The sequence below is a fragment of the Nitrosomonas communis genome (genome assembly GCF_900114745.1).
GTDB classification, from domain to species: domain Bacteria; phylum Pseudomonadota; class Gammaproteobacteria; order Burkholderiales; family Nitrosomonadaceae; genus Nitrosomonas; species Nitrosomonas communis_A.
Window position 1 is genome coordinate 43,627 of record NZ_FOUB01000012.1, and the last position, 22,664, is coordinate 66,290.

21 protein-coding genes are annotated in these 22,664 nt (G+C 41.9%); 10 read left to right on the top strand and 11 right to left on the bottom strand.

All coding sequences use genetic code 11. The features are described from left to right. Nucleotides 1-45: 45 nt before the first annotated feature. The 7 genes from BM122_RS06725 to BM122_RS06755 form a co-directional block, all read right to left on the bottom strand. Entirely contained in the window at nucleotides 46-387 is a 342-nt protein-coding gene (locus BM122_RS06725; protein WP_143083344.1) for a hypothetical protein, read from the bottom strand. Nucleotides 388-733: 346 nt separating this feature from the next. Further along, nucleotides 734-1,372, bottom strand: a complete 639-nt coding sequence (locus BM122_RS06730) for a hypothetical protein (RefSeq protein ID WP_074904605.1) — start codon at nucleotides 1,370-1,372, stop codon at nucleotides 734-736. Between the two features lie 412 nt (nucleotides 1,373-1,784). Beyond that, on the bottom strand, nucleotides 1,785-4,967 hold the full coding sequence (locus BM122_RS06735; RefSeq protein ID WP_074904606.1) for an efflux RND transporter permease subunit: 3,183 nt from the start codon (nucleotides 4,965-4,967) through the stop codon (nucleotides 1,785-1,787). A gap of 34 nt (nucleotides 4,968-5,001) precedes the next feature. Beyond that, nucleotides 5,002-6,540 (bottom strand): efflux RND transporter periplasmic adaptor subunit, encoded by a 1,539-nt coding sequence (locus BM122_RS06740; RefSeq protein ID WP_074904607.1) that lies wholly within the window; start codon nucleotides 6,538-6,540, stop codon nucleotides 5,002-5,004. A 9-nt stretch (nucleotides 6,541-6,549) separates the two neighbouring features. Then, a complete protein-coding gene (locus tag BM122_RS06745; protein ID WP_256211930.1) occupies nucleotides 6,550-7,839 on the bottom strand; it encodes a TolC family protein in 1,290 nt (429 codons plus the stop codon). Between the two features lie 330 nt (nucleotides 7,840-8,169). Next, entirely contained in the window at nucleotides 8,170-8,505 is a 336-nt protein-coding gene (locus BM122_RS06750) for a hypothetical protein (protein WP_256211937.1), read from the bottom strand. A gap of 146 nt (nucleotides 8,506-8,651) precedes the next feature. Next, nucleotides 8,652-9,248, bottom strand: coding sequence for a Maf family nucleotide pyrophosphatase (locus BM122_RS06755; RefSeq protein ID WP_074904610.1), 597 nt, complete (start codon nucleotides 9,246-9,248; stop codon nucleotides 8,652-8,654). 63 nt (nucleotides 9,249-9,311) lie between these two features. On the opposite strand from BM122_RS06755, the gene BM122_RS06760 reads away from it, so the two are divergent. The 10 genes from BM122_RS06760 (at nucleotide 9,312) to BM122_RS06805 (ending at nucleotide 19,213) form a co-directional block, all read left to right on the top strand. Then, on the top strand, nucleotides 9,312-9,836 hold the full coding sequence (locus BM122_RS06760; protein ID WP_256211931.1) for a YceD family protein: 525 nt from the start codon (nucleotides 9,312-9,314) through the stop codon (nucleotides 9,834-9,836). 19 nt (nucleotides 9,837-9,855) lie between these two features. After that, nucleotides 9,856-10,038, top strand: coding sequence for a 50S ribosomal protein L32 (gene rpmF / locus BM122_RS06765; protein ID WP_074904611.1), 183 nt, complete (start codon nucleotides 9,856-9,858; stop codon nucleotides 10,036-10,038). Between the two features lie 85 nt (nucleotides 10,039-10,123). Then, complete coding sequence (gene plsX / locus BM122_RS06770) at nucleotides 10,124-11,170, top strand: phosphate acyltransferase PlsX (protein ID WP_177198065.1); 1,047 nt, start codon at nucleotides 10,124-10,126, stop codon at nucleotides 11,168-11,170. A gap of 3 nt (nucleotides 11,171-11,173) precedes the next feature. After that, a complete protein-coding gene (locus BM122_RS06775; RefSeq protein WP_074904613.1) occupies nucleotides 11,174-12,130 on the top strand; it encodes a beta-ketoacyl-ACP synthase III in 957 nt (318 codons plus the stop codon). Nucleotides 12,131-12,133: 3 nt separating this feature from the next. Further along, on the top strand, nucleotides 12,134-13,072 hold the full coding sequence (fabD, locus tag BM122_RS06780) for an ACP S-malonyltransferase (RefSeq protein ID WP_074904614.1): 939 nt from the start codon (nucleotides 12,134-12,136) through the stop codon (nucleotides 13,070-13,072). 33 nt (nucleotides 13,073-13,105) lie between these two features. Then, complete coding sequence (fabG, locus tag BM122_RS06785) at nucleotides 13,106-13,846, top strand: 3-oxoacyl-ACP reductase FabG (RefSeq protein ID WP_177198066.1); 741 nt, start codon at nucleotides 13,106-13,108, stop codon at nucleotides 13,844-13,846. Nucleotides 13,847-14,028: 182 nt separating this feature from the next. Continuing rightward, the gene (acpP, locus tag BM122_RS06790; RefSeq protein WP_046849580.1) at nucleotides 14,029-14,274 is read left to right on the top strand and encodes an acyl carrier protein; all 246 of its coding nucleotides are present in this window, start codon (nucleotides 14,029-14,031) and stop codon (nucleotides 14,272-14,274) included. Nucleotides 14,275-14,304: 30 nt separating this feature from the next. Beyond that, complete coding sequence (gene fabF, locus BM122_RS06795) at nucleotides 14,305-15,546, top strand: beta-ketoacyl-ACP synthase II (RefSeq protein ID WP_074904615.1); 1,242 nt, start codon at nucleotides 14,305-14,307, stop codon at nucleotides 15,544-15,546. A 15-nt stretch (nucleotides 15,547-15,561) separates the two neighbouring features. Beyond that, a complete protein-coding gene (mltG, locus tag BM122_RS06800; protein ID WP_074904617.1) occupies nucleotides 15,562-16,572 on the top strand; it encodes an endolytic transglycosylase MltG in 1,011 nt (336 codons plus the stop codon). Between the two features lie 52 nt (nucleotides 16,573-16,624). Beyond that, nucleotides 16,625-19,213, top strand: a complete 2,589-nt coding sequence (locus BM122_RS06805) for a glycosyltransferase family 39 protein (protein ID WP_083398369.1) — start codon at nucleotides 16,625-16,627, stop codon at nucleotides 19,211-19,213. 149 nt (nucleotides 19,214-19,362) lie between these two features. On the opposite strand, the gene BM122_RS06810 is transcribed toward BM122_RS06805, so the two are convergent. The 4 genes from BM122_RS06810 to BM122_RS06825 all read right to left on the bottom strand — a co-directional run bounded on the left by BM122_RS06810 (nucleotide 19,363) and on the right by BM122_RS06825 (nucleotide 22,655). Further along, nucleotides 19,363-20,157 carry a ZIP family metal transporter gene (locus BM122_RS06810; RefSeq protein WP_074904621.1) on the bottom strand — a complete coding sequence of 265 codons (795 nt, stop codon included), beginning with the start codon at nucleotides 20,155-20,157 and terminating at the stop codon, nucleotides 19,363-19,365. Between the two features lie 231 nt (nucleotides 20,158-20,388). Then, nucleotides 20,389-21,135, bottom strand: a complete 747-nt coding sequence (gene pgeF, locus BM122_RS06815; RefSeq protein ID WP_074904623.1) for a peptidoglycan editing factor PgeF — start codon at nucleotides 21,133-21,135, stop codon at nucleotides 20,389-20,391. A gap of 78 nt (nucleotides 21,136-21,213) precedes the next feature. Next, nucleotides 21,214-22,401 carry a serine palmitoyltransferase gene (gene spt / locus BM122_RS06820; RefSeq protein WP_083398370.1) on the bottom strand — a complete coding sequence of 396 codons (1,188 nt, stop codon included), beginning with the start codon at nucleotides 22,399-22,401 and terminating at the stop codon, nucleotides 21,214-21,216. Further along, the gene (locus tag BM122_RS06825) at nucleotides 22,398-22,655 is read right to left on the bottom strand and encodes an acyl carrier protein (RefSeq protein WP_074904625.1); all 258 of its coding nucleotides are present in this window, start codon (nucleotides 22,653-22,655) and stop codon (nucleotides 22,398-22,400) included. Before BM122_RS06825 ends, spt begins: the two co-directional genes overlap by 4 nt. Between the last annotated feature and the right edge of the window lie 9 nt (nucleotides 22,656-22,664).

A 22,664-nucleotide genomic window follows, 5' to 3' on the forward strand; every position in this document is an offset into this window, starting at 1 on the left:
TATTTTCATGCTATAAAATTAAGAGTGAGAGGAGTAAGCGCAGGGTTATATTTCATGTATAGAAATATTTTTGGAATTATTTTTTGGTTGTTCATTTGTTTTGGGTATTTCTATGGCATTGTTGTTGGGGTTGTTATTTTCACTGTTTTTAGGTAGGGTTGGTCCGATGGTTTCTCCAAAAAGATGACTAATTTCAGACTTTAATCTTTCATTAATAACATCCTTCAAGGATACAACAATCATCATAACTATAATTATTAAAAATGTTCCTGCTTTCTTAAGTGGATTCATTTTTATGAAGAAAGCTATTATTTTTCCCCACCATTTTGGACTAATATATATTGGAGATGAGCTCTCTCCTGTGTAGTGCCTATAAATTCTATCCATTGAACGATCTCTAATGGAATATCCATTGATTCCTCGGTACAACCAATCACGAATCTCTGAAATTATCTTCTTTATATCTTTCATGCCGAAATATGGAAAAAAATAGTGATGCACTCATTAACTAAATGACTGGAATTAACCAACTCAATCCTAAACAAAAGCCGATTTTGTGATGAAACAGAAAAAATTCTAACGACAAAGCTCGCCGGCACAGATATTGTAGGGCGTAATAGCGAAGCGTATTGCGCCGAATACTAAACCTTGTCATGACGGTGTAATACGGCTTCGCCTATTGCGACCTACAGCACTATCAAATAGCAATTAAAAGCAGTAGCTCGGGTTAACACTACTTAATTTTTTCGTCTTCATCATTGTCACCTGGCCAATCTGGGGAGTATGGGTCAGGATTATCTTCGTCATATACGGGTGACGTAGAATAATGAGCTGATGCGTAGCGATCTGAGTTGAGCTTATTCTCCAATTCATCAAAGTAACTATCATGTTCCTCTTTGAGACGAAACTCATTTTCTGATAACCGTATTCTATTCAAGATTTTGTTACTATAATGATAAACACCTGTTCCGTCACATTTATCACACATGTCATAGGATATTATTGGTGGCTGATCCATATCAGCGCCCTGTTCCCAAGTTTCATATTTTCCTCCACAATTACAAGTAGTACATTGGACGCCGATTACAAAGCTCTTGACCGTGATTTCGCAAGTATCCTCGCCATATTCGTCAGGTCTACCCCAATCGATGACGTAATAGCCAATCTGGTTAATTTTTAGTCTTTCGTAACGCAGAAATTTAGCAGGAGTCATTGCCATCCAAAGCAGATCACTCTCTTTTCCTGATATATTGAAATAGGATGATAACAGCCTGATTTGTTGTTCTTTTAGTTGATTAATTTGCACTTGAGATAAGGATTTAAATTGAGGTTCATCAATCGATTGATTCGATTCAAAATATTTATAGCTCAAATAACCGTAACATTGAGATACCAGATTGGATGCCTGTTCTCTTCTAAGCTTTAACGTACTATTTTTTTAATATATTGATAAAGCCTGTTTGCTACAGAATCGATGATGTCTGAGTTCGGAAAGTTAACTCTCATGTATGTCTCCAATTTCCTCGATGGTTTCTATCTCAGGAATATGCTCCCATCTACTCCATAACCATCAGGTTAACTGGAAAAGTTTTTTATCTATGACTAGATATTGGATGCCAAACGGCTAGCTGCGGTGAAGAACCCTGGGAGCAGCATGATCCCAACAAACCGTGCCGCTAGTATAGGTTGCAGAACTACAACAATTCAAGATATCAACCAATCTAAGATTTTTGCGAACGTATCATGGGATCAGACTCAGAGTTATATTAGACTAGATCCACTAATCATAATGGGCTCCGAACCATCATCGTCTCCATTGTTTTCTTTTTATAAATCCATTGGTAGAGCACTGGCAAAACCAGTAGCGTTAGCGCCGTGGAGGATAGAATACCCCCAATCACCACGGTAGCAAGCGGCCGCTGCACCTCCGCGCCAGTACCGGTAGCCAGCGCCATCGGCACAAAACCAATCGCCGCGACCAACGCTGTCATCAGCACAGGTCGCAAGCGGGTGAGCGCGCCTTGCTGAACGGCATCATCCAAATCCAGCCCTTGTTCTCGTAAATTTCGAATAAAGGCCAGCATCACCAAGCCATTCAATACCGCCACACCGGAGAGCGCAATAAAACCCACTCCCGCAGAAATGGACAATGGAATATCGCGCAGCCATAATGCCACTACGCCCCCCGTCAACGCAAATGGAACACCGGTAAACATCAATAGTCCGTCACGAAAATTACCAAACATGGTATAAAGCAAAATCAGAATCAATCCCAGTGCAACTGGGATCACTATCTGCAAGCGTTGCGCTGCGGAAATCATTTGTTCAAACTGCCCACCCCATGTCAGCCAGTAGCCGGTGGGGATTTGTATTTTTTCAGCTATCAATGCTTCGGCTTCATTGACGAAAGAGCCTAGATCACGGCCGCGCACATTCGCGGTCACAACCACTCTTCGTTTGCCATTCTCACGACTGACTTGGTTGGGGCCTTGAACGATATAAATGTCAGCCACTTCGCCCAGTGTCACGTACCCAGGAGCAACGGCTGCTTGGGGTATATTTGCAGTCCCTCCCATATTTACGACAGGTATACCGATTGGCAAACGTTTGAGCGCCTCAATATCACCACGCAAATGCTCTGGCATCCTTACTTGCAGATCAAAACGGCGGTCACCCTCAAAAATAAGTCCTGCACTACGTCCGCCTACCGCAATCGCTGCAACGTCCTGTATATCCGTCACATTCAATCCAAATCGCGCCATTTTTTCTCGATCCATTAGGATGGATAGTACAGGCAAGCCGGTAACTTGCTCAACCCTGACATCCGATGCTCCTGGCACAGTATTCAGTAGCTTCTCAATCTGTTCAGCTGTCTCGAACAGTGTGTCCATATCGTCACCAAACACCTTCACCGCAACATCCGCACGTACACCGGATAATAGCTCGTTAAAGCGCATTTGTATCGGCTGGGTAAACTCATAGTTGTTACCGGGGACTTCCAGTACTTTCTTCTCAATCGCGGCGATTAATTCTGCTTTAGTACGATAAGGGCCATCCCATTCTGATTGCGGCTTAAGCATGACGAAGGTATCCGCCACGCTTGGTGGCATGGGATCCGTGGCAATTTCGGCAGTTCCAATTTTGGAAAATACTCTATCGACTTCAGGAAATGTCTTAATGGTTTTTTCTAATTCATTTTGCATTTCAACTGCTGTGGTAAGGCTGGTACCCGGAATACGGATGGCATGCAGCGCAATGTCCCCTTCGTTGAGACTCGGTACAAATTCGCTTCCTATGCGCGTTGTCAGCAACCCTGAAAGCACTACGATGACCACAGCAATGGTAACTGTAAGTTCCCGGTTGCGCATCGCTGCACTCAGCATAGGCATATAAACTCGCTTCGCCCATATCACAACTGAACTCTCTTTCTCTGTGACTTTCCCTGAAAGAAAAAGCGCGACAGCTGCCGGAACAAAAGTGATGGAGAAAATCATTGCTCCTACCAGTGCTGTCACCACGGTAAAAGCCATGGGGTGAAACATTTTCCCTTCCACACCGGTTAACGCAAAAATAGGAAGATAGACGATGATGATGATTAGCTCACCATAAATCAGTACCCGGCGTGCTTCACTGGTGGCATCAAATACCACTTCAAGGCGTTCAGTAAGCGTTAGCGCCCGCCCCAGTCGTGCTTGTTCATGGGCTAAACGACGGATGCTATTCTCAACAATGACAATCGCCCCATCCACGATAATACCAAAATCAAGCGCCCCCAGACTCATCAGATTAGCACTGACATGATTTGCTACCATCCCACTAAAGGTAAACAACATCGAAAGCGGAATAACAAATGCAGCGATCAGGGCTGCGCGCAAATTTCCCAAGAACAGAATCAGCACCACAATTACCAATGCTGCGCCTTCTACTAGATTGGTAGCCACCGTGTGAATAGTTCTATCCACTAATGTAGTTCGGTCATAAACAGGGATAGCTACGACGCCTTCAGGCAGGTTGCGATTAATCTCAGCTAATTTCTTGGCCGCTGCTTGCGAAACAATCCGGCTATTCTCTCCGATCAGCATAAATACCGTACCTATCACCACTTCGTGACCGTTTTGCGTGGCAGCACCCGTGCGCAATTCCTTGCCAATCAAAACATCGGCCACATCCTTAATGCGTATCGGGACATCCTGCCGAGAACCGAGCGTAATATTGCTAATTTCATTCAGATTATCAACCTGACCTGGTAAACGTACCAGGTACTGTTCACCGCTTTTTTCAATATAGCCCGCACCCACATTGAGATTGTTACGCACTAACGCAGTTACCACATCCTGAATAGTCAGACCATAAGCAATCAGTTTCTCCGGATAAGGTGCCACATGGAATTGTTTGACGAATCCACCAATTGAATTCACTTCGGTCACACCTGGAACCATGCGTAGTTGGGGTCGAATAATCCAATCCTGAATTTCACGTAAATCAGTGGCTGTATAGGCTGTACCATCCGGTTTGTGGGCACCTTCCTCGACATCGACCGTCCACATGAAGATTTCACCCAACCCAGTAGAAATAGGCCCCATCGCAGGTTCGACTCCCATAGGCAGCCGGCCTTTAGCCTCTTGAATTCGCTGACTGACTAATTGGCGCGCAAAATAGATATCTGTTCCGTCCTTGAATACCACTGTCACTTGAGACAAGCCGTAGCGGGAGAGCGAACGGGTATAATCAAGATTAGGTAACCCCGCCATGATGGTCTCAACCGGGAAAGTGATACGTTGCTCCACCTCAACCGGTGAATAACCAGGCGCTGCCGTATTAATTTGCACCTGAATATTCGTAATGTCAGGTACGGCATCAATCGGCAGCATTTGGTAGCTATAAACTCCTACTATAGCAACCATCAGCACCGCTGCGAGTATCAAGCCGCGATGAAGGATAGAAATCTGTAAAATACGTTCTAACATGATTAAAAGCTCCGCTTAGATGATGCTGGTAAAGCTAGTGATCGTGGGTTGCACCCGCTTTACCCAGCTCAGCTTTGATGGCAAAGCTATTACCTGCCGCATATTGATCCCCGGCAGACAGTCCCTTGAGTACTTCAACCATCGTGCCGTCGCTGCGGCCAAGCTCCAGTGGCCGCGCCTCAAAATAGTTTCCATAACGGCCAAACACGACGGACCAATCACGCCATGTTTGAATTGCTTCTACCAACACCGCAACAGGCACTTGGATTTCTTCGGCCACCAGCTCAGCCGTAACAAACATGCCCGGACGCCATCTCCCCGCCTGGTTATCCAGCTCAACCCGCGCAGTAGCAGCTCGAGTAGGTCCACCAATCAAGGTAGTGATATACGTGACAGTCCCTTCCCCTTCCAAATCAAACGCAGTCGCTTTAATCCTTGCTTCCTGTCCAACTTTAACCACATTTAAATCCTTTGGATAAACCGTGATCGCTGCCCATACTGTCGAGACATCAGCAACGGTATAAACCGCTGTGTCTTCTTTGACTGACTCCCCAAGGACGATGGCTTTGGCAGTAATAATGCCCGGAATAGGGGTGCGAATTTCATAACGGGAAAGATTTTTTTCAGAAAGACTGGATTCAGGGCTTACCCCAAGCGCATGCAGCCTCTCTGACGCAAGCTGCAGGGCAATTTTGGCTTCATCCCATTGCTGCTGGGCCGTGAGATATTCCTGCTTAGCTGTAATCTTTTCTTCCCATAATTGTTTTTCACGTTCATAAGTAGTTTGCGCTAGCACCAGCCTTCTCTTGGCAACCAGATATTGACTACGCAAATCAGCCAGCATGGGACTTTCAATGACTGCCAGAACATCCCCTTTTTGAACATGTTGACCATGGTGACCCATAACGGCTGTAACCATACCGGGAATACGAGGCACAACCTTTAAGATGGTGTGTTCATTAAAAATGATCTCACCAGGTAAGTTGAGTGTTGGTTTTATAATTGCGGGGATAACAGTAGCAATTTGAATGCCAGAACTTTTCAGCGTCTCATCCGATATTTCTACCCGAGCTTCAACCTGGCTATACCCCCAGTGATAAGCTCTGCCCTTCCAATCAGCGACAATCGCCACGTCAAAAGAGTGCGGCTCTTCTACCTCTTGATCACCAATCAGATAATCGCCTTCAGGCGTAAATCGGAATAATTGCGCGGACGCTCCCAATCGCGTCAAGGTAATACTGACCTTAGCTTCAGTAGGTGAAATCAACCTGCCTTTATGGTAAAGATAAAGGCGAAATTGGGGAGGAACCCCTTTTTCAAAAATTGTCACCTCCACACTAAAATCATCTGTCGTAAAAAGCTTTCCTCCCCTGGGACCTTTAGCCGATTCAACCTGACCACTCCTTTCCTTCTCCCCAGATGCAGAATTGATAGCAGATACTTCCTTCCCCTCACTCGTTGTTTCATCTGCCGAACCAGGTACAGTGGGTTTTCCCAAGGTCAGTATGAGCCCACCCAGAACAATACCAATGACGATCACGATCATAATAGGCATCCATCGTGTTTTATCCATTTCCTACTCCTAATATTCCTCGTTATTGCCAGAATGAGGTATGCTGGCTGTAGCCGAAAGCTCATCGATTGGGGCTGCGATCACGCGCTCGATTTCATTGACGAGACGCTGATAATTAGCGAGCGCACGCACGTACAAAATTTGGTTCTGAAAAAGAATACGCTGAGAATCAAGTAGCTCCAGGAATCCAAATCTTCCCAATTCATATCCTTTCTTTGTAACTTCAAAAGCACTTCTAGCTCCAGGCAATATTTCATCACGCAAGATGTTGATTTCATTCCAAACTGCTGATAAAGGTTCATATGCTTGTGCAAGCTCGGTTTTTAATCGCAACTCAGTTGCCGCCTTTTCATCAATGGCTTTATTAACACGCTGATGCGCTTCTTTGAGGTTACCCTGATTGCGATCAAATAATGGTAGCGGTATTGCTAAGCCAGCTACCGCAGTATTGCCCCCGAGTTGCGCATGATGAACAACACCTGCATTAACAATAAGATTAGGTATACGACGTGTTTGCTCTACTTCCAGTAATGCTTTACGCTGCTCAATATTCTTTAAAGCACGAAGAGCTGCTGGGTTTTCTAGAACACGCTCCTCCAGCTTTTCTATACTTGGCAAAGGAACCAGTGATTCAAGATTCCCTAAAGCTTGATTAAATTGCGGAGAATGATCTCCCCACAGCAAAGCAAGACGTTTACGCGCTGCCACCAAATCTCGCTGCGCTTGCTCACGTTCAATTTGCGTCGTAGAGAACCCGACCTTAGCCCTCGTTTCTTCAATAGGTGGCACTTTGCCAGCTTGCACACGCTTGACGACTGCGTTCACTACATTCTCTGCAAGTTGCATGGTTGCTTCTGCAAGCCTTAATCGCTCCTGTCCTGCAAGTACATCAGTGTATGCATTTGCAACCCTCGCAACGATCTCTATTCGTTTAGTTTCATAATCTTTACTTGCTAACTCTTCGTTAAGTAATGCAGCAGCAGTTCGTGCAGCACGTTTTCCACCCAACTCGAATAATTGACTAATCCGAATCGTTGTAACCTGCTGCACTACCTCCTGCGCAACTGCTTCAGGTGAATTAATATCTCCTGAAAGTTTATTAATATTTCCAGCATTTTCAACATTCACGGATAACTCTGGATTTCTAAACAATCCAGCTTGCTGTGTTGCTCCCTCCAACGCATTCATTTCCTTAGCAAAAGCTGCTAATTCAGGGTTATGTTGCAATACAAGATTTACTGCCTCTCGCAAGGTCAAATCCTTTTTTTCCAAAGAACGCAATGATGTTTGATAATTCAATGGCTTGCCATCATTCAAATATACTGAATCAGAGCTTGCTATTAGTTGGAATGGATAATACAAAGAAACCAGAAGCAGGATTAAGATTTGTGTTTTAAACAACAAAAAAAACCGTAACTGCTTGTACTGTAATTTAAATTTCATAGCATCCTCTGCAAAAGCATTCAATACTTACAGCTTCTACTCACAATGATGAGCAGATTACCAGCATAGTTAAATTGAGCTAGATCTATAAGGTCTATAGCGCAGATACTGCTTGCTTGAAGAATGACGAGCTTGTCACTTCCAAACGAAAATGTGCACTACAACTCAAGCATGCTAGAGATCCAACTAACTAGATAGGATGCCGAAATTTTTTGGAGGGCGGAAAAGAGAATCCGGAATAGATTCAGGAATATTCTTATGAACAAATACTGTCAAAGCTTCTGCTTCAGTAACCGGAGCTATTATCAAAAAGGATTCATTCACAAAAAAAGGCTGATATTGACCGGCAGCATGAAGAAATAAATGTGTAATTGCATCCAGCTCACCGTCGTCACCTAGGGCGTGATGAAGATCAAGATGTTTTTGTGGATCATCTAAAAATAGAGCTCCATGGTAGTGATGATCCAATTCATGAGCAAAAACCTTATCATTAAAAGATAAACCTAATGTATTCGTGAGCATGCTCACGAAAAATATCAGGATAATGGAATTAATGGTTAATCGCTTATGCATATTAGAAATCAATCATTGCTCATTACACTGCTTACGAATTCATGTGAGATAAAAGAGTTAGGCTAATTGATCTTCTGGTGGCTGTAAAGAAAAAATTAAATTATTTCTACCCCTTCTGCTAGCAACATGTCCACTAATGCAATAAGCGGCAGTCCGATTAAAGCATTGGGATCATCCCCCCTCATCCGTTCGATCAAAGCAATCCCAAGCCCTTCAGACTTGGCACTCCCCGCACAATGATAAGGTTGCTCCTTGGAAAGATAATGCTCAATTTGTTGATCGCTTAACTCGCGAAATTTAATAAAATAGGGAACCACGCGGGTTTGCAGTCGATTAGTACGACTATTCAGTACGCATAACGCTGTATAAAAAATAACTTCTTTACCTCGCATTAAACGTAATTGCTTAACTGCATTAGCATAATTCAGAGGTTTACCTAATTGAATGCCTTCCATTACAGCGACCTGATCTGCAGCTATGATGAGCACATCATGATAAATTGCAGCAACAGCATGAGCTTTATTTGCAGCTAATCTAAGTGCAGTGGCCTCGGGCATTTCATCTCGCAAAGGCGTTTCATCTATAGCTGGATTGGCTGTTTCAAAAGGTAGTTTTAAACGCTGGAAAAGTTCGCGGCGATATAATGAACTGGATCCCAAAATAAGTCTTGGGTGAACATACTGTGTTTTCAAAATGTTATAATGTTTATAATAGATTTTGACACTTAACTATAAAAAATATAGCATGCAAAAATTATGATGCATAAACGTTTTATCATAGATTCTCTTAATTTCGTCCGCAATAGCGAGGTACATCATGGTAAAATCCTGCCCGCTGAATTGGAACGTTTAGGAGAATATTTGTCTGATCGCTCTGGAGAGATCATTTACTCGATAAGTGGAATTTTTGACGAAAAAGATAGACCAACACTCAAAATAATGATCACAGGAATGATTAGTCTTTGTTGCCAACGCTGCCTCGGTAAACTGGAACATATCTTGAATATAGAAGCGAGCTTGCTGTTAGCAAGAAATCAGGATGAATTCTCATATTATGATGAAGATATCTCGGTCGATGCCATTCTAGCATCTCCTGATATGGATACACTAACGCTCATTGAAGATGAGATCATTCTGAGTTTGCCGATTTCTCCCCGTCATGAGGAAGATCAATGTTCATTCAGCAAAAATACTGTTAATACTTCAGAAATAACAAAAGTAGTTAAGAAATATCCATTTGTTACCCTGAAGTCATTAAAAAACAAGCACACTAAAGTTTAATTTTTGGAGTCAACATAATATGGCTGTTCAGCAAAATAAAAAATCCCCATCCAAACGTGGAATGCATCGTTCTCACGATTTTCTAACCAATCCACCTTTAGCTATAGAGCCTACTACCGGGGAAATACACTTACGCCACCATATCAGCCCGAATGGATACTACCGCGGCAGGAAAATTATCAAAACTAAAAACGACGAATAGATTTCCTCTCACTATATCTACTTCTTTGATTTCGCCAAATACCGCCTAGAACTGTCATAGCGCACTATTTTAAGAGTAACCTAAAGTGAACATCACTATGGCGATTGATTGTATGGGCGGTGATTATGGCCCACATGTTACAGTCCCATCGGCAGTCAAATACCTACACAGCGATCCTGAGGTCGACATCATTTTGGTCGGGATCCCTGATGTGATCGAAGCGGAATTACGCGCCCTCGATATGCCTCTTAGCTCTAGAATGAGACTACATGCTGCAAGCGAAGTCGTGGGTATGGATGAACCCCCGGCACTAGCTTTGCGAAATAAAAAAGACTCTTCTATGCGCGTTGCGATTAATTTGGTTAAAAATGGTGAAGCTCAGGCATGTATCAGCGCTGGTAATACTGGAGCATTGTTAGCGACCTCGCGTTTTGTTCTAAAAACTATCCATGGTATTGATAGACCAGCACTTGCAGTTGTTTTGCCTACTATAAAAGGACACACTTACATATTAGATTTAGGTGCCAACGTCAATTGCACTGCTGAACATTTACTACAATTTGGTATGATGGGCGCTATGCTAGTTTCTTCTGTTGAAAATAAGAAAGATCCTAGCATTGGTTTGCTCAATATAGGCGAAGAAGACATAAAAGGTAATGAAGTAGTTAAGCAAGCCGCAGAACTACTACGAGATAGCGGATTAAATTTCTATGGAAATATCGAAGGTAATGATATTTATAAAGGGACAACAGATGTTGTAGTCTGTGACGGCTTTGTGGGTAATGTTGCCTTGAAAACATCAGAAGGTGTGGCCCAAATGCTCGCTACTTTTTTGCGCCAGGAATTTAAGCGCAACATATTTACGAAATTTGCAGGATTTGTAGCTTTACCTGTTATCAACGCATTCAAACGACGTGTTGATCATCGCGAATACAATGGCGCTAGTTTGCTTGGGTTACGTGGCATTGTTATAAAAAGTCATGGATCTGCTGATAAACATGCATTCTGTGCTGCTATCAAACGAGGTGCAGAAGAAGTGCGCGGCGGGATGCTATGCCATATCAGCAAGCATATAGCAGAATTACAACATAATACTCAAAAAAGTAAATTTAATTCAGCAACTGTGGAATAAAACATGTATTCAAAAATCATTGGAACAGGTAGTTATTTGCCTGAAAAAATTTTGACTAATCATGACCTCGAACGCATGGTAGATACCAGTGATGAATGGATACGTACTCGCACGGGTATTATTCAACGCCATATTGCAGCTGATGGCCAAATGGCCAGTGATCTCGCACTTGAAGCAAGCCGCAGAGCCATAAGTGCAGCTGGCATTCAAGCTCAAGACATTGATCTGATCATTCTGGCTACGACAACCCCGGATATGATTTTTCCAAGTACGGCTTGTATCTTGCAGGATAAACTGGGTATTAGTGGTGGTCCTGCATTTGATGTACAAGCGGTATGCAGTGGTTTTATTTACGCGCTAGCTACGGCCGATATGTTTGTAAGTTCTGGCAAGTGCCGGAATGCATTGGTTGTAGGAACCGAAGTTTATTCACGTATTCTTGACTGGACTGACCGTACCACTTGTGTTTTGTTTGGCGATGGCGCTGGCGCTGTCGTGTTGACGCAAAGTAGTCAACCTGGAATACTCTCAAGCCATTTGCATGCAAAAGGAAGTTATAACAAAGTGCTGGCTGCACCAGGAAATATCTGTGGGGGTAAAATACAAGGATCGCCCTTCATTACTATGGAAGGTAATACCGTGTTCAAATTTGCAGTTAAGGTTCTAGAAGAAGCTGTATCTGAGGCCATCACAGCTAATAATTTACAAGTATCGGATATTGATTGGTTAATTCCTCATCAAGCTAATATCCGGATTATAAAATCCACCGCCCAGAAACTTGAAATCCCAATGGAAAAGGTGGTTATTACTGTTGATCAGCACGGTAACACATCTGCCGCTTCTGTACCGTTAGCTTTAGATATTGCTGCGCGTGATGGACGCATTAAATCTGATCATTGCGTCTTACTAGAAGGGGTAGGCGGTGGTTTCACTTGGGGTTCAGTACTACTACGCTGGTGATATATGAAAATTGCATTCGTTTTCCCTGGGCAGGGTTCACAATCAGTCGGCATGATGAAAGGTTATGCAGATCTACCATTGGTGCATGAAACATTTTCTGAAGCCGGCGATATCTTAAAAAAAGATTTGTGGTCATTGGTTAATCAAGGACCAGTTGAAGATCTCAACTTAACAGTCAATACACAGCCGGCCATGCTTACAGCTGGGATTGCAGTTTATCGTGCATGGGAAAACCTGGGAGGGAAGAAACCGAATTACTTAGCGGGTCACAGCTTAGCAGAATATACAGCACTCGTCATATCAGGAGCTTTAGCTTTCTCTGATGCATTAAATCTGGTTAGCTATCGCGCAAAAATCATGCAAGAGTGCGTTCCAGAAGGGGTGGGCGTTATGGCAGCGATAGTGGGATTAGATGATGATGAGGTGCGAGCAATTTGTGTTGAAATTATGAGCAGTTGTGACGGAATGTCCCTAGAGCCCGCTAATTTCAATTCACCTAGCCAAGTCGTGATCGCAGGCCACAAAAATGCGGTCCAATATGCAATGGAGCTATCCAAAGCAAAAGGAGCAAAATTAGCCATATTATTACCAATGAGCATTCCATCGCATTGCTCACTCATGAGGCCAGCGGCTGAGAAGATGCGTCAATTACTTGAGAAAATCTCGTTTGAGTCACCCACCATTCCAATTATGCACAATGTGGATGTTCAACAACATCATGATGCCGCTTCTATCAGAGAAATATTGGCAAAGCAACTCTATAGTCCGGTGCGATGGACAGAAACCATTCGCGCTTTTGCATCAGCAGGCGTAGATCATGTTGTCGAATGTGGGCCAGGCAAGGTATTAACTGGCTTGACTAAGCGTATCGATGGAAAATTAAAAAGCTTATCATTGACAGATAGTAATGCTCTCAGACAAACAATAGATATATTGAAATAAATGGCATCCAATATATTCCTAAACGGAGAAATAATGTTAAGCACCCAAGTGGCCTTAGTGACTGGCGCCAGTCGAGGAATTGGCCAAGCTATCGCTTCTGAATTAGGTAAGCATGGCGCTATTGTAATAGGGACGGCTACCACTCAGAATGGCGCAGAAATCATCAATCAATATCTAAAAGAAGCCCAAATAAAAGGATTGGGCTTGGCAATGAATGTCAACGATATTGCACAGATTAATAATGCCATTGAAATTATACGCGAAACATTTGGTGAGATTAGCATATTGGTCAATAATGCAGGCATCACTCGCGACAATTTATTGGCTAGAATGAAAGATGAAGAATGGGATGAAATTATGGAGACCAATCTCAAATCGGTATTCTTTCTAAGCCGTGCTGTTTTGCGCTCCATGATGAAAGCACGTGCAGGACGTATTATTAATATTTCGTCTGTAGTCGGAGTAACAGGTAATCCTGGACAAACAAATTATGCCGCAGCCAAAGCTGGTATGATCGGTTTTAGTAAATCGCTTGCGCGTGAGGTAGGAAGTCGAAATATCACAATTAATTGTATTGCCCCTGGATTTATCGATACTGATATGACGCGATCTCTTACTGCTGAGCAGCAGCAAAATCTAATCAAGCATATCCCATTGGGAAGATTGGGGCATCCGATAGATATAGCATCAGCAGTAGTCTTTCTAGCTTCTCCAGCAGCAAGTTACATTACAGGCACGACTTTACACGTGAATGGTGGAATGTATATGGATTAATTGAAATTAAAAATTTTTGGGAAAAATCTTTTCAAATTACGGTATTAATCTTTATCTCAAATGATTTTATTAATAAATAGCTTTTAAAATAACCCAAATGCAGTAAAGGTGTTGGTTTTGTTAGTATAGGAAATTTGTTAAAATTGTTTAGTTTTTCTCACGTAGAAAGGAAGGGTTCATAGATGGAAAATACAGATATAGAGCAACGCATCAAAAAAATTGTAGCTGAACAATTGGGTGTAAATGAGGCAGATGTCAAAAATGAATCCTCCTTTGTGAATGACTTAGGTGCAGATTCGCTTGATACCGTAGAACTTGTTATGGCATTGGAAGAGGAATTTGAATGTGAAATTCCTGATGAGCAAGCTGAAAAAATCAATACTGTTCAAGAAGCAATTGACTACGTTAATCAACATACATCTCACTAATTTTTCTTTTTTTATCTACTGGAGTATTTTTTGTCCAAACGCAGGATAGTCGTTACAGGACTGGGTATTGTTTCACCTGTTGGAAATAATGTTTCTGATACCTGGCAGAACATTGTTGCCGGAAAATCTGGTATTACTAAAATAACTCGTTTTGATGCATCCCCTTTTTCTTCACAAATTGCTGGCGAAGTTAAGAACTTCGATATTACACAGTACATATCAGCCAAGGATGCACGGCGAATGGATATTTTTATTCATTACGGTATGGCAGCATCAATCCAAGCAATAAAAGATGCGGCTATAGAAGATTTAGCGGGACTTGATCCAGAACGCATAGGCATTAATATTGGTTCTGGAATCGGTGGTTTGCCAATGATTGAAGATACTGATTCTGCTTATCATGCAGGTGGCCCCCGGAAAATCTCTCCATTTTTCATACCTAGTACTATTATCAACATGATATCTGGCAATTTATCTATCATGTTCGGATATAAAGGGCCTAATCTAGCGATTGTTACTGCCTGCACGACTTCTACTCATACGATTGGCAGCTCCGCGCGCATGATTGAATATGGTGATGCAGATATTATGGTTTGCGGTGGTGCAGAGTCATGCGTGACGCCTCTTGCGATTGGAGGATTTTCTTCAGCTCGGGCACTGTCATCTCGTAATGATGATCCAGTTTCAGCCAGTCGCCCTTGGGATAAAGGTAGAGATGGCTTTATTTTAAGTGAAGGTGCTGGCATTTTGGTTTTAGAAGAAATGGAGCATGCTAAGCGACGTGGCGCAAAAATATACGCGGAACTTATTGGGTTCGGTATGAGTGCGGACGCTCATCACATGACCGCCCCGTGCGAAGATGGCGAAGGAGCCGCTCGGTGTATGTCAAATGCGCTTAAGAACGCAGGCGTTAATAACGATGAGGTTGATTATATCAATGCTCATGGTACATCAACTCCTCTAGGCGATATAGCAGAAACGATTGCGGTCAAACGATGTTTTGGTGATCATGCAAAGAAACTTGTCATCAATTCTACCAAATCGATGACTGGACATTTGTTGGGTGCCGCCGGAGGAGTAGAGGCAATATTTTCAGTGCTTACACTCTATCATCAAGTCGTATCCCCTACTATTAATCTATTTGAGCCTGACCCGGAATGCGACTTGGATTATGTCCCCAATACTGCCAGAAATATGAAAATAAATTTAGCCATATCAAACTCCTTTGGGTTCGGGGGAACTAACGGAACTTTGGTATTCCGAAAAATTTAGCTACCTATCTGGCGTATGTGGGTGCTAAAACGCCTATCTCGGAAACTGAAGTTACTTTTTTTATCCATTTTCATTGGGATCATTTTTTTTATTGGTTGGATTTATCACCTTGTGAATACTGCAACCAAATTGCCCTTTACCCCATATGAATTTACGATTGAATCAGGCGGGAATCTAAAGAGCATTTCCGATCAATTAGTTGCAGATCATCTACTCCCCAATACCTGGTCTTTTATCTTGCTATCAAAGATGCTTGGTTATGAATCATCGATAAAAGCGGGTGAATATGTACTTATTGAAGATGTTTCCCCTTTGCAATTACTGGAATATCTTGTTAAAGGGGATATAAGGCAAAATGAAATTCGGTTCATCGAAGGCTGGACATTTTCTGAGCTTAGGAAAGCTTTAGATGAACATCCAGCGATTCGGCACCATACACTTAATCTTAGTGAACAAGAGATTCTACAGCTAATTGGCGCTTCTGAATTAAAAGCAGAAGGTTTATTTTTTCCGGATACCTATTTCTTTCCAAAAAATAGCAGTGATGTCAGCATACTAAAACGTGCCTATCATACAATGCAAAATTACCTAAAAATAGCTTGGTCTTCTCGGAAAGAATCTCTTCCATTAAAGTCAGAATATGAAGGATTGATCCTGGCTTCAATCATTGAAAAAGAAACTGGTAAGAAAAGTGATCGTAGCATGATCGCGGGTGTTTTAATTAATCGACTACGCTTAGGTATGAAACTCCAAGTTGATCCGACTGTTATTTACGGGATAGGTCAAGATTTTGATGGAAATTTGCGTAAACAGGACTTGCTTACTGACCAAGAATATAATACTTATATACGGTCCGGACTTCCTCCTTCACCTATTGCCATGCCGGGATTAGCCTCAATTCAGGCAGCTTTTAATCCAGCAGAAACTGATGCGCTCTATTTTGTTGCGAAGGGAAATGGTGAATCGCATTTTTCAACTAATCTGAAAGACCATAACCGTGCTGTGCATAAATACCAGAAACAGTAGAAGCTATAACACTTCACCCTTCTGAATTTATGCTTTCTTATAAAGTAAAATAATGCAATTCTCTATTGTCATTCCAACTCTTAATGAATCAGAAAATGTGAGTTTACTGTTATCACGTTTATTTGCTCTTGATTTGTTACCAGGAAGCTTTGAAGTCATTTTTGTTGATGATGGATCAAAGGACGGAACTCAAACTAAAATACGTGAATGGGAAGCACATAACAAAAATATTCATCTTATTGAGAGGCAAGAGAAGCCCGATCTAACAGCTTCAATTCTGGCAGGTGTATCTATTGCCAAAAGTGATATTATCGTTGTAATGGATGCAGATTTGAGCCATTTACCCGAGCAAGTTCCAGCTATTGTTGCACCAGTATTGGCCGGTAAATATGATGTTGCTGTAGGTAGTCGATATGTTTCGGGTGGAAGCACTCATGGTTGGCCTTTATATCGTCAATGGTTATCGCGTATAGGGGGCTTACTTGCACGTCCTATTTGTGATGTCAGCGATGCGACTTCAGGTTTTTTTGCATTTCGTCGTGAGCTTATAGCAAATATTGCAGAAAAGGCCCGCGGATACAAAATTCTTCTTGAATTGTTAATGTCAGGCCAAGGAAATCTTAGAATTATAGAGATCCCTATCTCCTTTCATGACCGAGCATATGGCACATCAAAATTATCTCTTTCACATCATCTGATTTATCTCCAACGACTCATCACATTGGCGGGCGGTACAGCCTCTATCGGTACAGCTAGCCGTTTCGCAATTGTTGGATTTGTGGGTGTTTTTGTTGATGTTTTGGTATTCCAATGGATGATAAATTGGAGCTTTGGGCTCGCATTGGCACATATCACAAGCTTTTTAGCAGCAGTTACTATAAATTATATACTTAATTCTAAATGGTCGTTTCAGTCACACTTAGAAGGCAGCCTTAATTGGCATCAATTTGGCCGCTTCTTAACTGTGGGATTGTTAGCACTGCTCTTACGTGGCGGTGTGCTTGCATTGCTTGTCTATACTTGGCATTTATCAGCCGAATTAGCAATATTCCCAGCAATTGCAGCAACGGCCATAATTAATTATCTTGGCTCAGCTTTTTATGTTTTTCCAGAAAATAAAAATTGCCCACCGTTAAATGTACGATGGCAAGTGGCCGCAGTTGGAATTGTACTTTTTGTTATTTTACTGCGCCTAGTATACCTTGGTCTTGCTCAACTCATTCCCGATGAGGCTTATTATTGGCAATATAGTCAGCACATGGACTTGAGTTTCTTCGATCATCCCCCAATGGTTGCCTGGTTAATCTGGCTGGGTACCACAATAGCAGGTCAAAATGAATTTGGTGTGAGAATTGGAGCCTTTATCTGTGGTTTGATAACAATGGGCTACTTATATGCATTTGCACGTAATTTATATGATAAATCCACAGGGATGCGTGCAATCATGCTGTTATCTGTGCTGCCATTCGGCTTTGCTTCTGGCTTAGTTATGACACCTGATGCACCTTTGATTGCCTCGTGGGCTGCTACTTTATACTACATGGAGCGCGCACTTATAGCTGATCGAAAGATAGCTTGGTTAGGCATGGGAATCGCTTTCGGCCTGGGCCTATTATCTAAATATACGATTGGATTATTAGGTATAGCTGCTCTAACTTTTGTTATCTTAGATCCAACTGCGCGACGCTGGCTGCTTCGGCCTCATCCTTATTTCTCAGTATTCCTTGCCCTCTTGCTGTTTTCTCCCGTTATTATTTGGAATTTCCAAAACGACTGGGTCTCTTTCTTATTTCAAACAGAACGGCTTGGAGGAGGTGGTCATGTATTCTCCGTTCATTACCTTATCTTATATGCCGCAATTATTCTAACTCCGATAGGCTTGTATGCTGCTTTGCATGCACTATGGCATGTTTGCACCAAGGGCAAGCATGATAAATGTGAGCGTAGACGCAATTTATTTATATATGTATTTACGGGCATTCCACTGATAATTTTTTTGGGAATTAGTACATTTGATACCCCACGGTTTCATTGGACTTGCCCGCTGTGGCTTGCAATTTTACCGACTATCGCGTGGATGATAGGACAAAATAGTGCTCTCCATACAATCTCTAACCGTTTACGAGCGATATGGCAACCAACTATTATTGTTTCTTTGCTTGCCTATGCATTTGTACTCCATTATGTGGTATTAGGTATTCCTGGAATACCCTACCAATTTCTTGCCGAGCATTATTTTTGGAAAGAAGCAGCTATTGAAATCGAGAAAATAGCTGAAGAAATCCAGTCTCAGAATAGACAAGTTCCCATTGTAGTAGGAATGAACAAATGGTCAATTGCAAGCGCTTTATCTTTTTACACTAAAGATAGTAGCAAAATTGATATTCGCTCACGAAATATGTTCGGGGACAAGAGCGCTATGTATGATTTCTGGTATCCATCACACCCGGCTACTGACCGACCTATTATTTTAATAGGCATAAAACGCCACACACTCGAGCATGATCGATCAGGAAACGAAATTGACCGGATGCTTATTCAACCCAGTACGGTACACTATAAAATAGTGACTCGGAATGGCACGCCCTTACGTCTTTTATACTACCGTATTGCCCAAGGGTATCGCGGTAGATCTATTTAAATATTACAAAACAATAAAGTAAGCTATCTTATTCCATTTCCAAATCAAAAATGACGCGAAGGCGAGCTGCAGACAGTATAAATAATACGGCAAGGTGAAGCCGACAAAGTCTGTTTTGATTTAGAAATAGAATTAGATTAGACTAGTTTTTAATGACTGTGCTTGAGCATAGTCTCAACTAGCCAAATAGAGCCAATCCCTAAGCTAATGAGCACTACTTGTTGGATTGTGGCGCCTATTTCAGGCCGTTTATGCAAGCTCGGGATCAGATCTGCCATTGCCACATAAATCATACATGCTGTTGCAATTGCGAGCATCGGTAAAACAAGATGATTGAGTTGCTGCAGCATAAAATAGGCTAATACCCCTCCTATTACAGCCGCGGTACTTGACAGTAAATTAAGTAAAAGTGCTTGAGTCCGACTGTAACCAGAATTGAGTAAAATAATGAAATCACCAGCCTCTTGTGGGACTTCATGGGCAAAAATTGCAATAGCAGTCACGATACCAAGCTGAACATCAACCATAAAGGCTGCAGCAATTAGGATACCATCCACAAAATTATGAAATGTGTCTCCTAAAGTAATCATCAGGCCACTACGGCCATGATCACCTTGGATCTCATAAATAGAACGGCCATGCTCTGGATCATGCACTTCACATTCATCCATATGGCAATGCCGCCACAAGACAAGTTTCTCCAAGATAAAAAAAAGCAGTATGCCGAGCAGAACGATAATCGTGATTTGTTTCGGATCCTCAGAAAGCTCTAGAGCCTCAGGGAGAGTATTTAAAAACGCTGCGCCTAACAATGCTCCAATAGCGTATGAAACTAACATAGATACCCAAGAACTACGGGTATTCAAGGTCAATATAGCTGCAAAAAATATACTCATTAGACCACCAAGGAGGCTAGTCAAAATGATCCAGACAAGAGTCGACATATAAGTTATTTTACAGAAAAATAAGGAGGATGAAGGCGTGGCACTTCGTGTTTAGTGCTGTTCAATCCAAGGAATAAAACAATTTTTTTTCTAAAGAATATTAATCAGAGTGATTCTAGTGGTTTGTTGCTTGCACACAAAAGTACATTCATTCTTCATATGAATTTGTTCAGGAATTACTTAGTACTGGATCGCTTCATTACATACTTGCCCCCAGTAGCTTTTTATCATTTAATCTTTATCGGTTAGCCAAATCAGTGCGGCCATTCTGCCCGTCTGACCATCTCGACGATAAGAATAAAATCTTGATGGGTTACTAAAAGTACACTCATAGCCGCCATAAATTTTAGTAACCCCAACATTTGTTAATCGTTGTCGCGCTAATATAAATAAATCAGCGAACCATTTCTTACTACTTTGACTTGGAGTAAAAGCGGAACTAGATTTGCTATCTTGCTTCAAAAATATTTCCTGCACTTCTTCTCCGATTTCAAAATGCTTAGGGCCAATTGCAGGACCCAGCCACGCAATAACCTCAGAACTCTTGCAAGCCATTTCCGAAATAGAGTTTTCAATTATTCCATTAGCTAATCCCCGCCAGCCTGCATGGGCAACACATACAATAGTACCTGAGGTATCACATAAAAATATTGGTAAACAGTCTGCTACTAATATTGCACATACCTTCCCGCTACAACGACTCAATGCCGCATCACCTTCAGGCTCTACTACATTTTTGTCCACCCATACTGGCTTTGCCCCATGAACTTGCTTCAACCAGCTTGGATTATTCGGCAAATATTGCCGTAGTAATGCGCGATTTTGTTGTACTGATAAAAAATCATCATGCACATGATCACCTAAATTTAATTCTGCATAAGTACCATTTCTGTTTTTACTCACGCCACCCTTTCGGGTAGTGAAAATCGCTTTAACATTTGAAGGCGATGGCCAGTTTGGAATAATCCAGTCGTGCATAAATAAGAGAGTTAATTTATAGCCAGCCAGAAAATAGTAAATAGTACTGCCAGCATACTCATTAGATTTAAGTAATTTTCACTGAATAATTGATGTATACAGCTTAGAAAAAGTTTGACAAACATATTCTATTTGCTCAGAAGTGTGTGCTGCATTTACACTGCATCGAACCAATGATTTACCTTCAGGTGCAGCTGGCGGAAGGATCAAATTGACGTAAATATTATTCTCTAACAAGCCGTTCCACAAGGCTAATGCCTGCTGTGGATTACCTAATATAGTTGCTACGACAGGACCTGGTTCTGGACCAACTTGATATCCCACCATTTTAAGGTGCGAATAGAGTTGCCGTGCGTTTCTCCAAAGCTGTTCACGTAATTTATTACCGTTACGGAGCAATCTTAAAGCTACACGTGTTGCTGCAATGGTAGCTGGCGAAGGTGAAGCTGTAAAAATATAAGGGTGACTCACATAGCGCAACTGATCAAGTTGCGGATGATTGCTGACACAATAGCCACCTATACCACATAAACTTTTACTAAAAGTACCTGTAATAAAGTCAACTTCACTGCTGAGCTTAGTTTTTTCAGCTAATCCTTGTCCAGTTTCACCTAAAACGCCAAGTGAATGCGCCTCATCAAGGAGTAAAGTACTGCTATAAGCATTTTTTAAGTTCACAATTTCAGCTAAAGGTGCTTGATCACCCAGCATACTATAGATACCTTCAACAATAATGAGTGTATTCTTACTCCGGTCACCTAATCGACGAAGACGTTTTTCTAAGTCAGCCATATCATTATGCCGAAAGCGAATGATATCCGCTCCGCTTAGAATACACCCATCATAAATACTTGCATGAGAATCACCATCAATAAGCGCTACGTCCCCTGTCCCTATTAATCCAGAGATCGTTCCAAGATTTGCTTGATAACCTGTTGTAAAAACAATACATGATCGGCATTGATAAAATTCGGCAAACTCCATCTCTAGTGCACGATGTCCTGAATAATTTCCGTTTGCCATCCGAGAACCAGTCGTACCTGTTCCTTCTTTATCTATCGCTTCATGTGCCGCTTCTCGACATTCCGGAGCAAAGCTAAGTCCTAGATAGTTATTAGTGCCAAGAAGCAGAATCCGGCGCTCACCGATTCTTGCTTCTGTTGGAGAATAAATTTCTTCTATGGGTATTCCGAAAGCACTTAATCCAGTTGGTAATTGAGCTTTCCTAGCCGCGGCTGCTGCATCAAGTTTTTCGAGTAAATTCATTTTGAATTAGACTTGATTCTGTAAATTAAATTAGCAAGATCATACACAGTAACTACATCTGTGAGTGCATTTAGCGGTATAGAAATATCAAAGTTATCTTCTAATTCCATAATAAGATTCAATAATTTTATCGAATCAATCGCCAATTGAGTAATAAGATTTGTTTCTGGTGTAATTTCCTGTTCTGTATTGGCAAAACTTGCTAAGCGTCGACATAATAACTCCAGAATGTCTTCTTGGTTAATTTCTACCATTGGTTAATT

Excerpts from the sequence above, each read along its gene's own strand:
- BM122_RS06775 (WP_074904613.1), top strand. The coding sequence starts at position 11,174 with ATGTATTCAAAAATCATTGGAACAGGTAGTTATTTGCCTGAAAAAATT.
- BM122_RS06735 (WP_074904606.1), bottom strand. The coding sequence starts at position 4,967 with ATGTTAGAACGTATTTTACAGATTTCTATCCTTCATCGCGGCTTGATA.
- BM122_RS06740 (WP_074904607.1), bottom strand. The coding sequence starts at position 6,540 with ATGGATAAAACACGATGGATGCCTATTATGATCGTGATCGTCATTGGT.
- pgeF (WP_074904623.1), bottom strand. The coding sequence starts at position 21,135 with ATGCACGACTGGATTATTCCAAACTGGCCATCGCCTTCAAATGTTAAA.
- mltG (WP_074904617.1), top strand. The coding sequence starts at position 15,562 with ATGTGGGTGCTAAAACGCCTATCTCGGAAACTGAAGTTACTTTTTTTA.
- BM122_RS06750 (WP_256211937.1), bottom strand. The coding sequence starts at position 8,505 with ATGCTCACGAATACATTAGGTTTATCTTTTAATGATAAGGTTTTTGCT.
- BM122_RS06805 (WP_083398369.1), top strand. The coding sequence starts at position 16,625 with ATGCAATTCTCTATTGTCATTCCAACTCTTAATGAATCAGAAAATGTG.
- fabD (WP_074904614.1), top strand. The coding sequence starts at position 12,134 with ATGAAAATTGCATTCGTTTTCCCTGGGCAGGGTTCACAATCAGTCGGC.
- BM122_RS06825 (WP_074904625.1), bottom strand. The coding sequence starts at position 22,655 with ATGGTAGAAATTAACCAAGAAGACATTCTGGAGTTATTATGTCGACGC.
- spt (WP_083398370.1), bottom strand. The coding sequence starts at position 22,401 with ATGAATTTACTCGAAAAACTTGATGCAGCAGCCGCGGCTAGGAAAGCT.
- BM122_RS06760 (WP_256211931.1), top strand. The coding sequence starts at position 9,312 with ATGATGCATAAACGTTTTATCATAGATTCTCTTAATTTCGTCCGCAAT.
- rpmF (WP_074904611.1), top strand. The coding sequence starts at position 9,856 with ATGGCTGTTCAGCAAAATAAAAAATCCCCATCCAAACGTGGAATGCAT.
- fabG (WP_177198066.1), top strand. The coding sequence starts at position 13,106 with ATGTTAAGCACCCAAGTGGCCTTAGTGACTGGCGCCAGTCGAGGAATT.
- BM122_RS06810 (WP_074904621.1), bottom strand. The coding sequence starts at position 20,157 with ATGTCGACTCTTGTCTGGATCATTTTGACTAGCCTCCTTGGTGGTCTA.
- BM122_RS06725 (WP_143083344.1), bottom strand. The coding sequence starts at position 387 with ATGGATAGAATTTATAGGCACTACACAGGAGAGAGCTCATCTCCAATA.
- acpP (WP_046849580.1), top strand. The coding sequence starts at position 14,029 with ATGGAAAATACAGATATAGAGCAACGCATCAAAAAAATTGTAGCTGAA.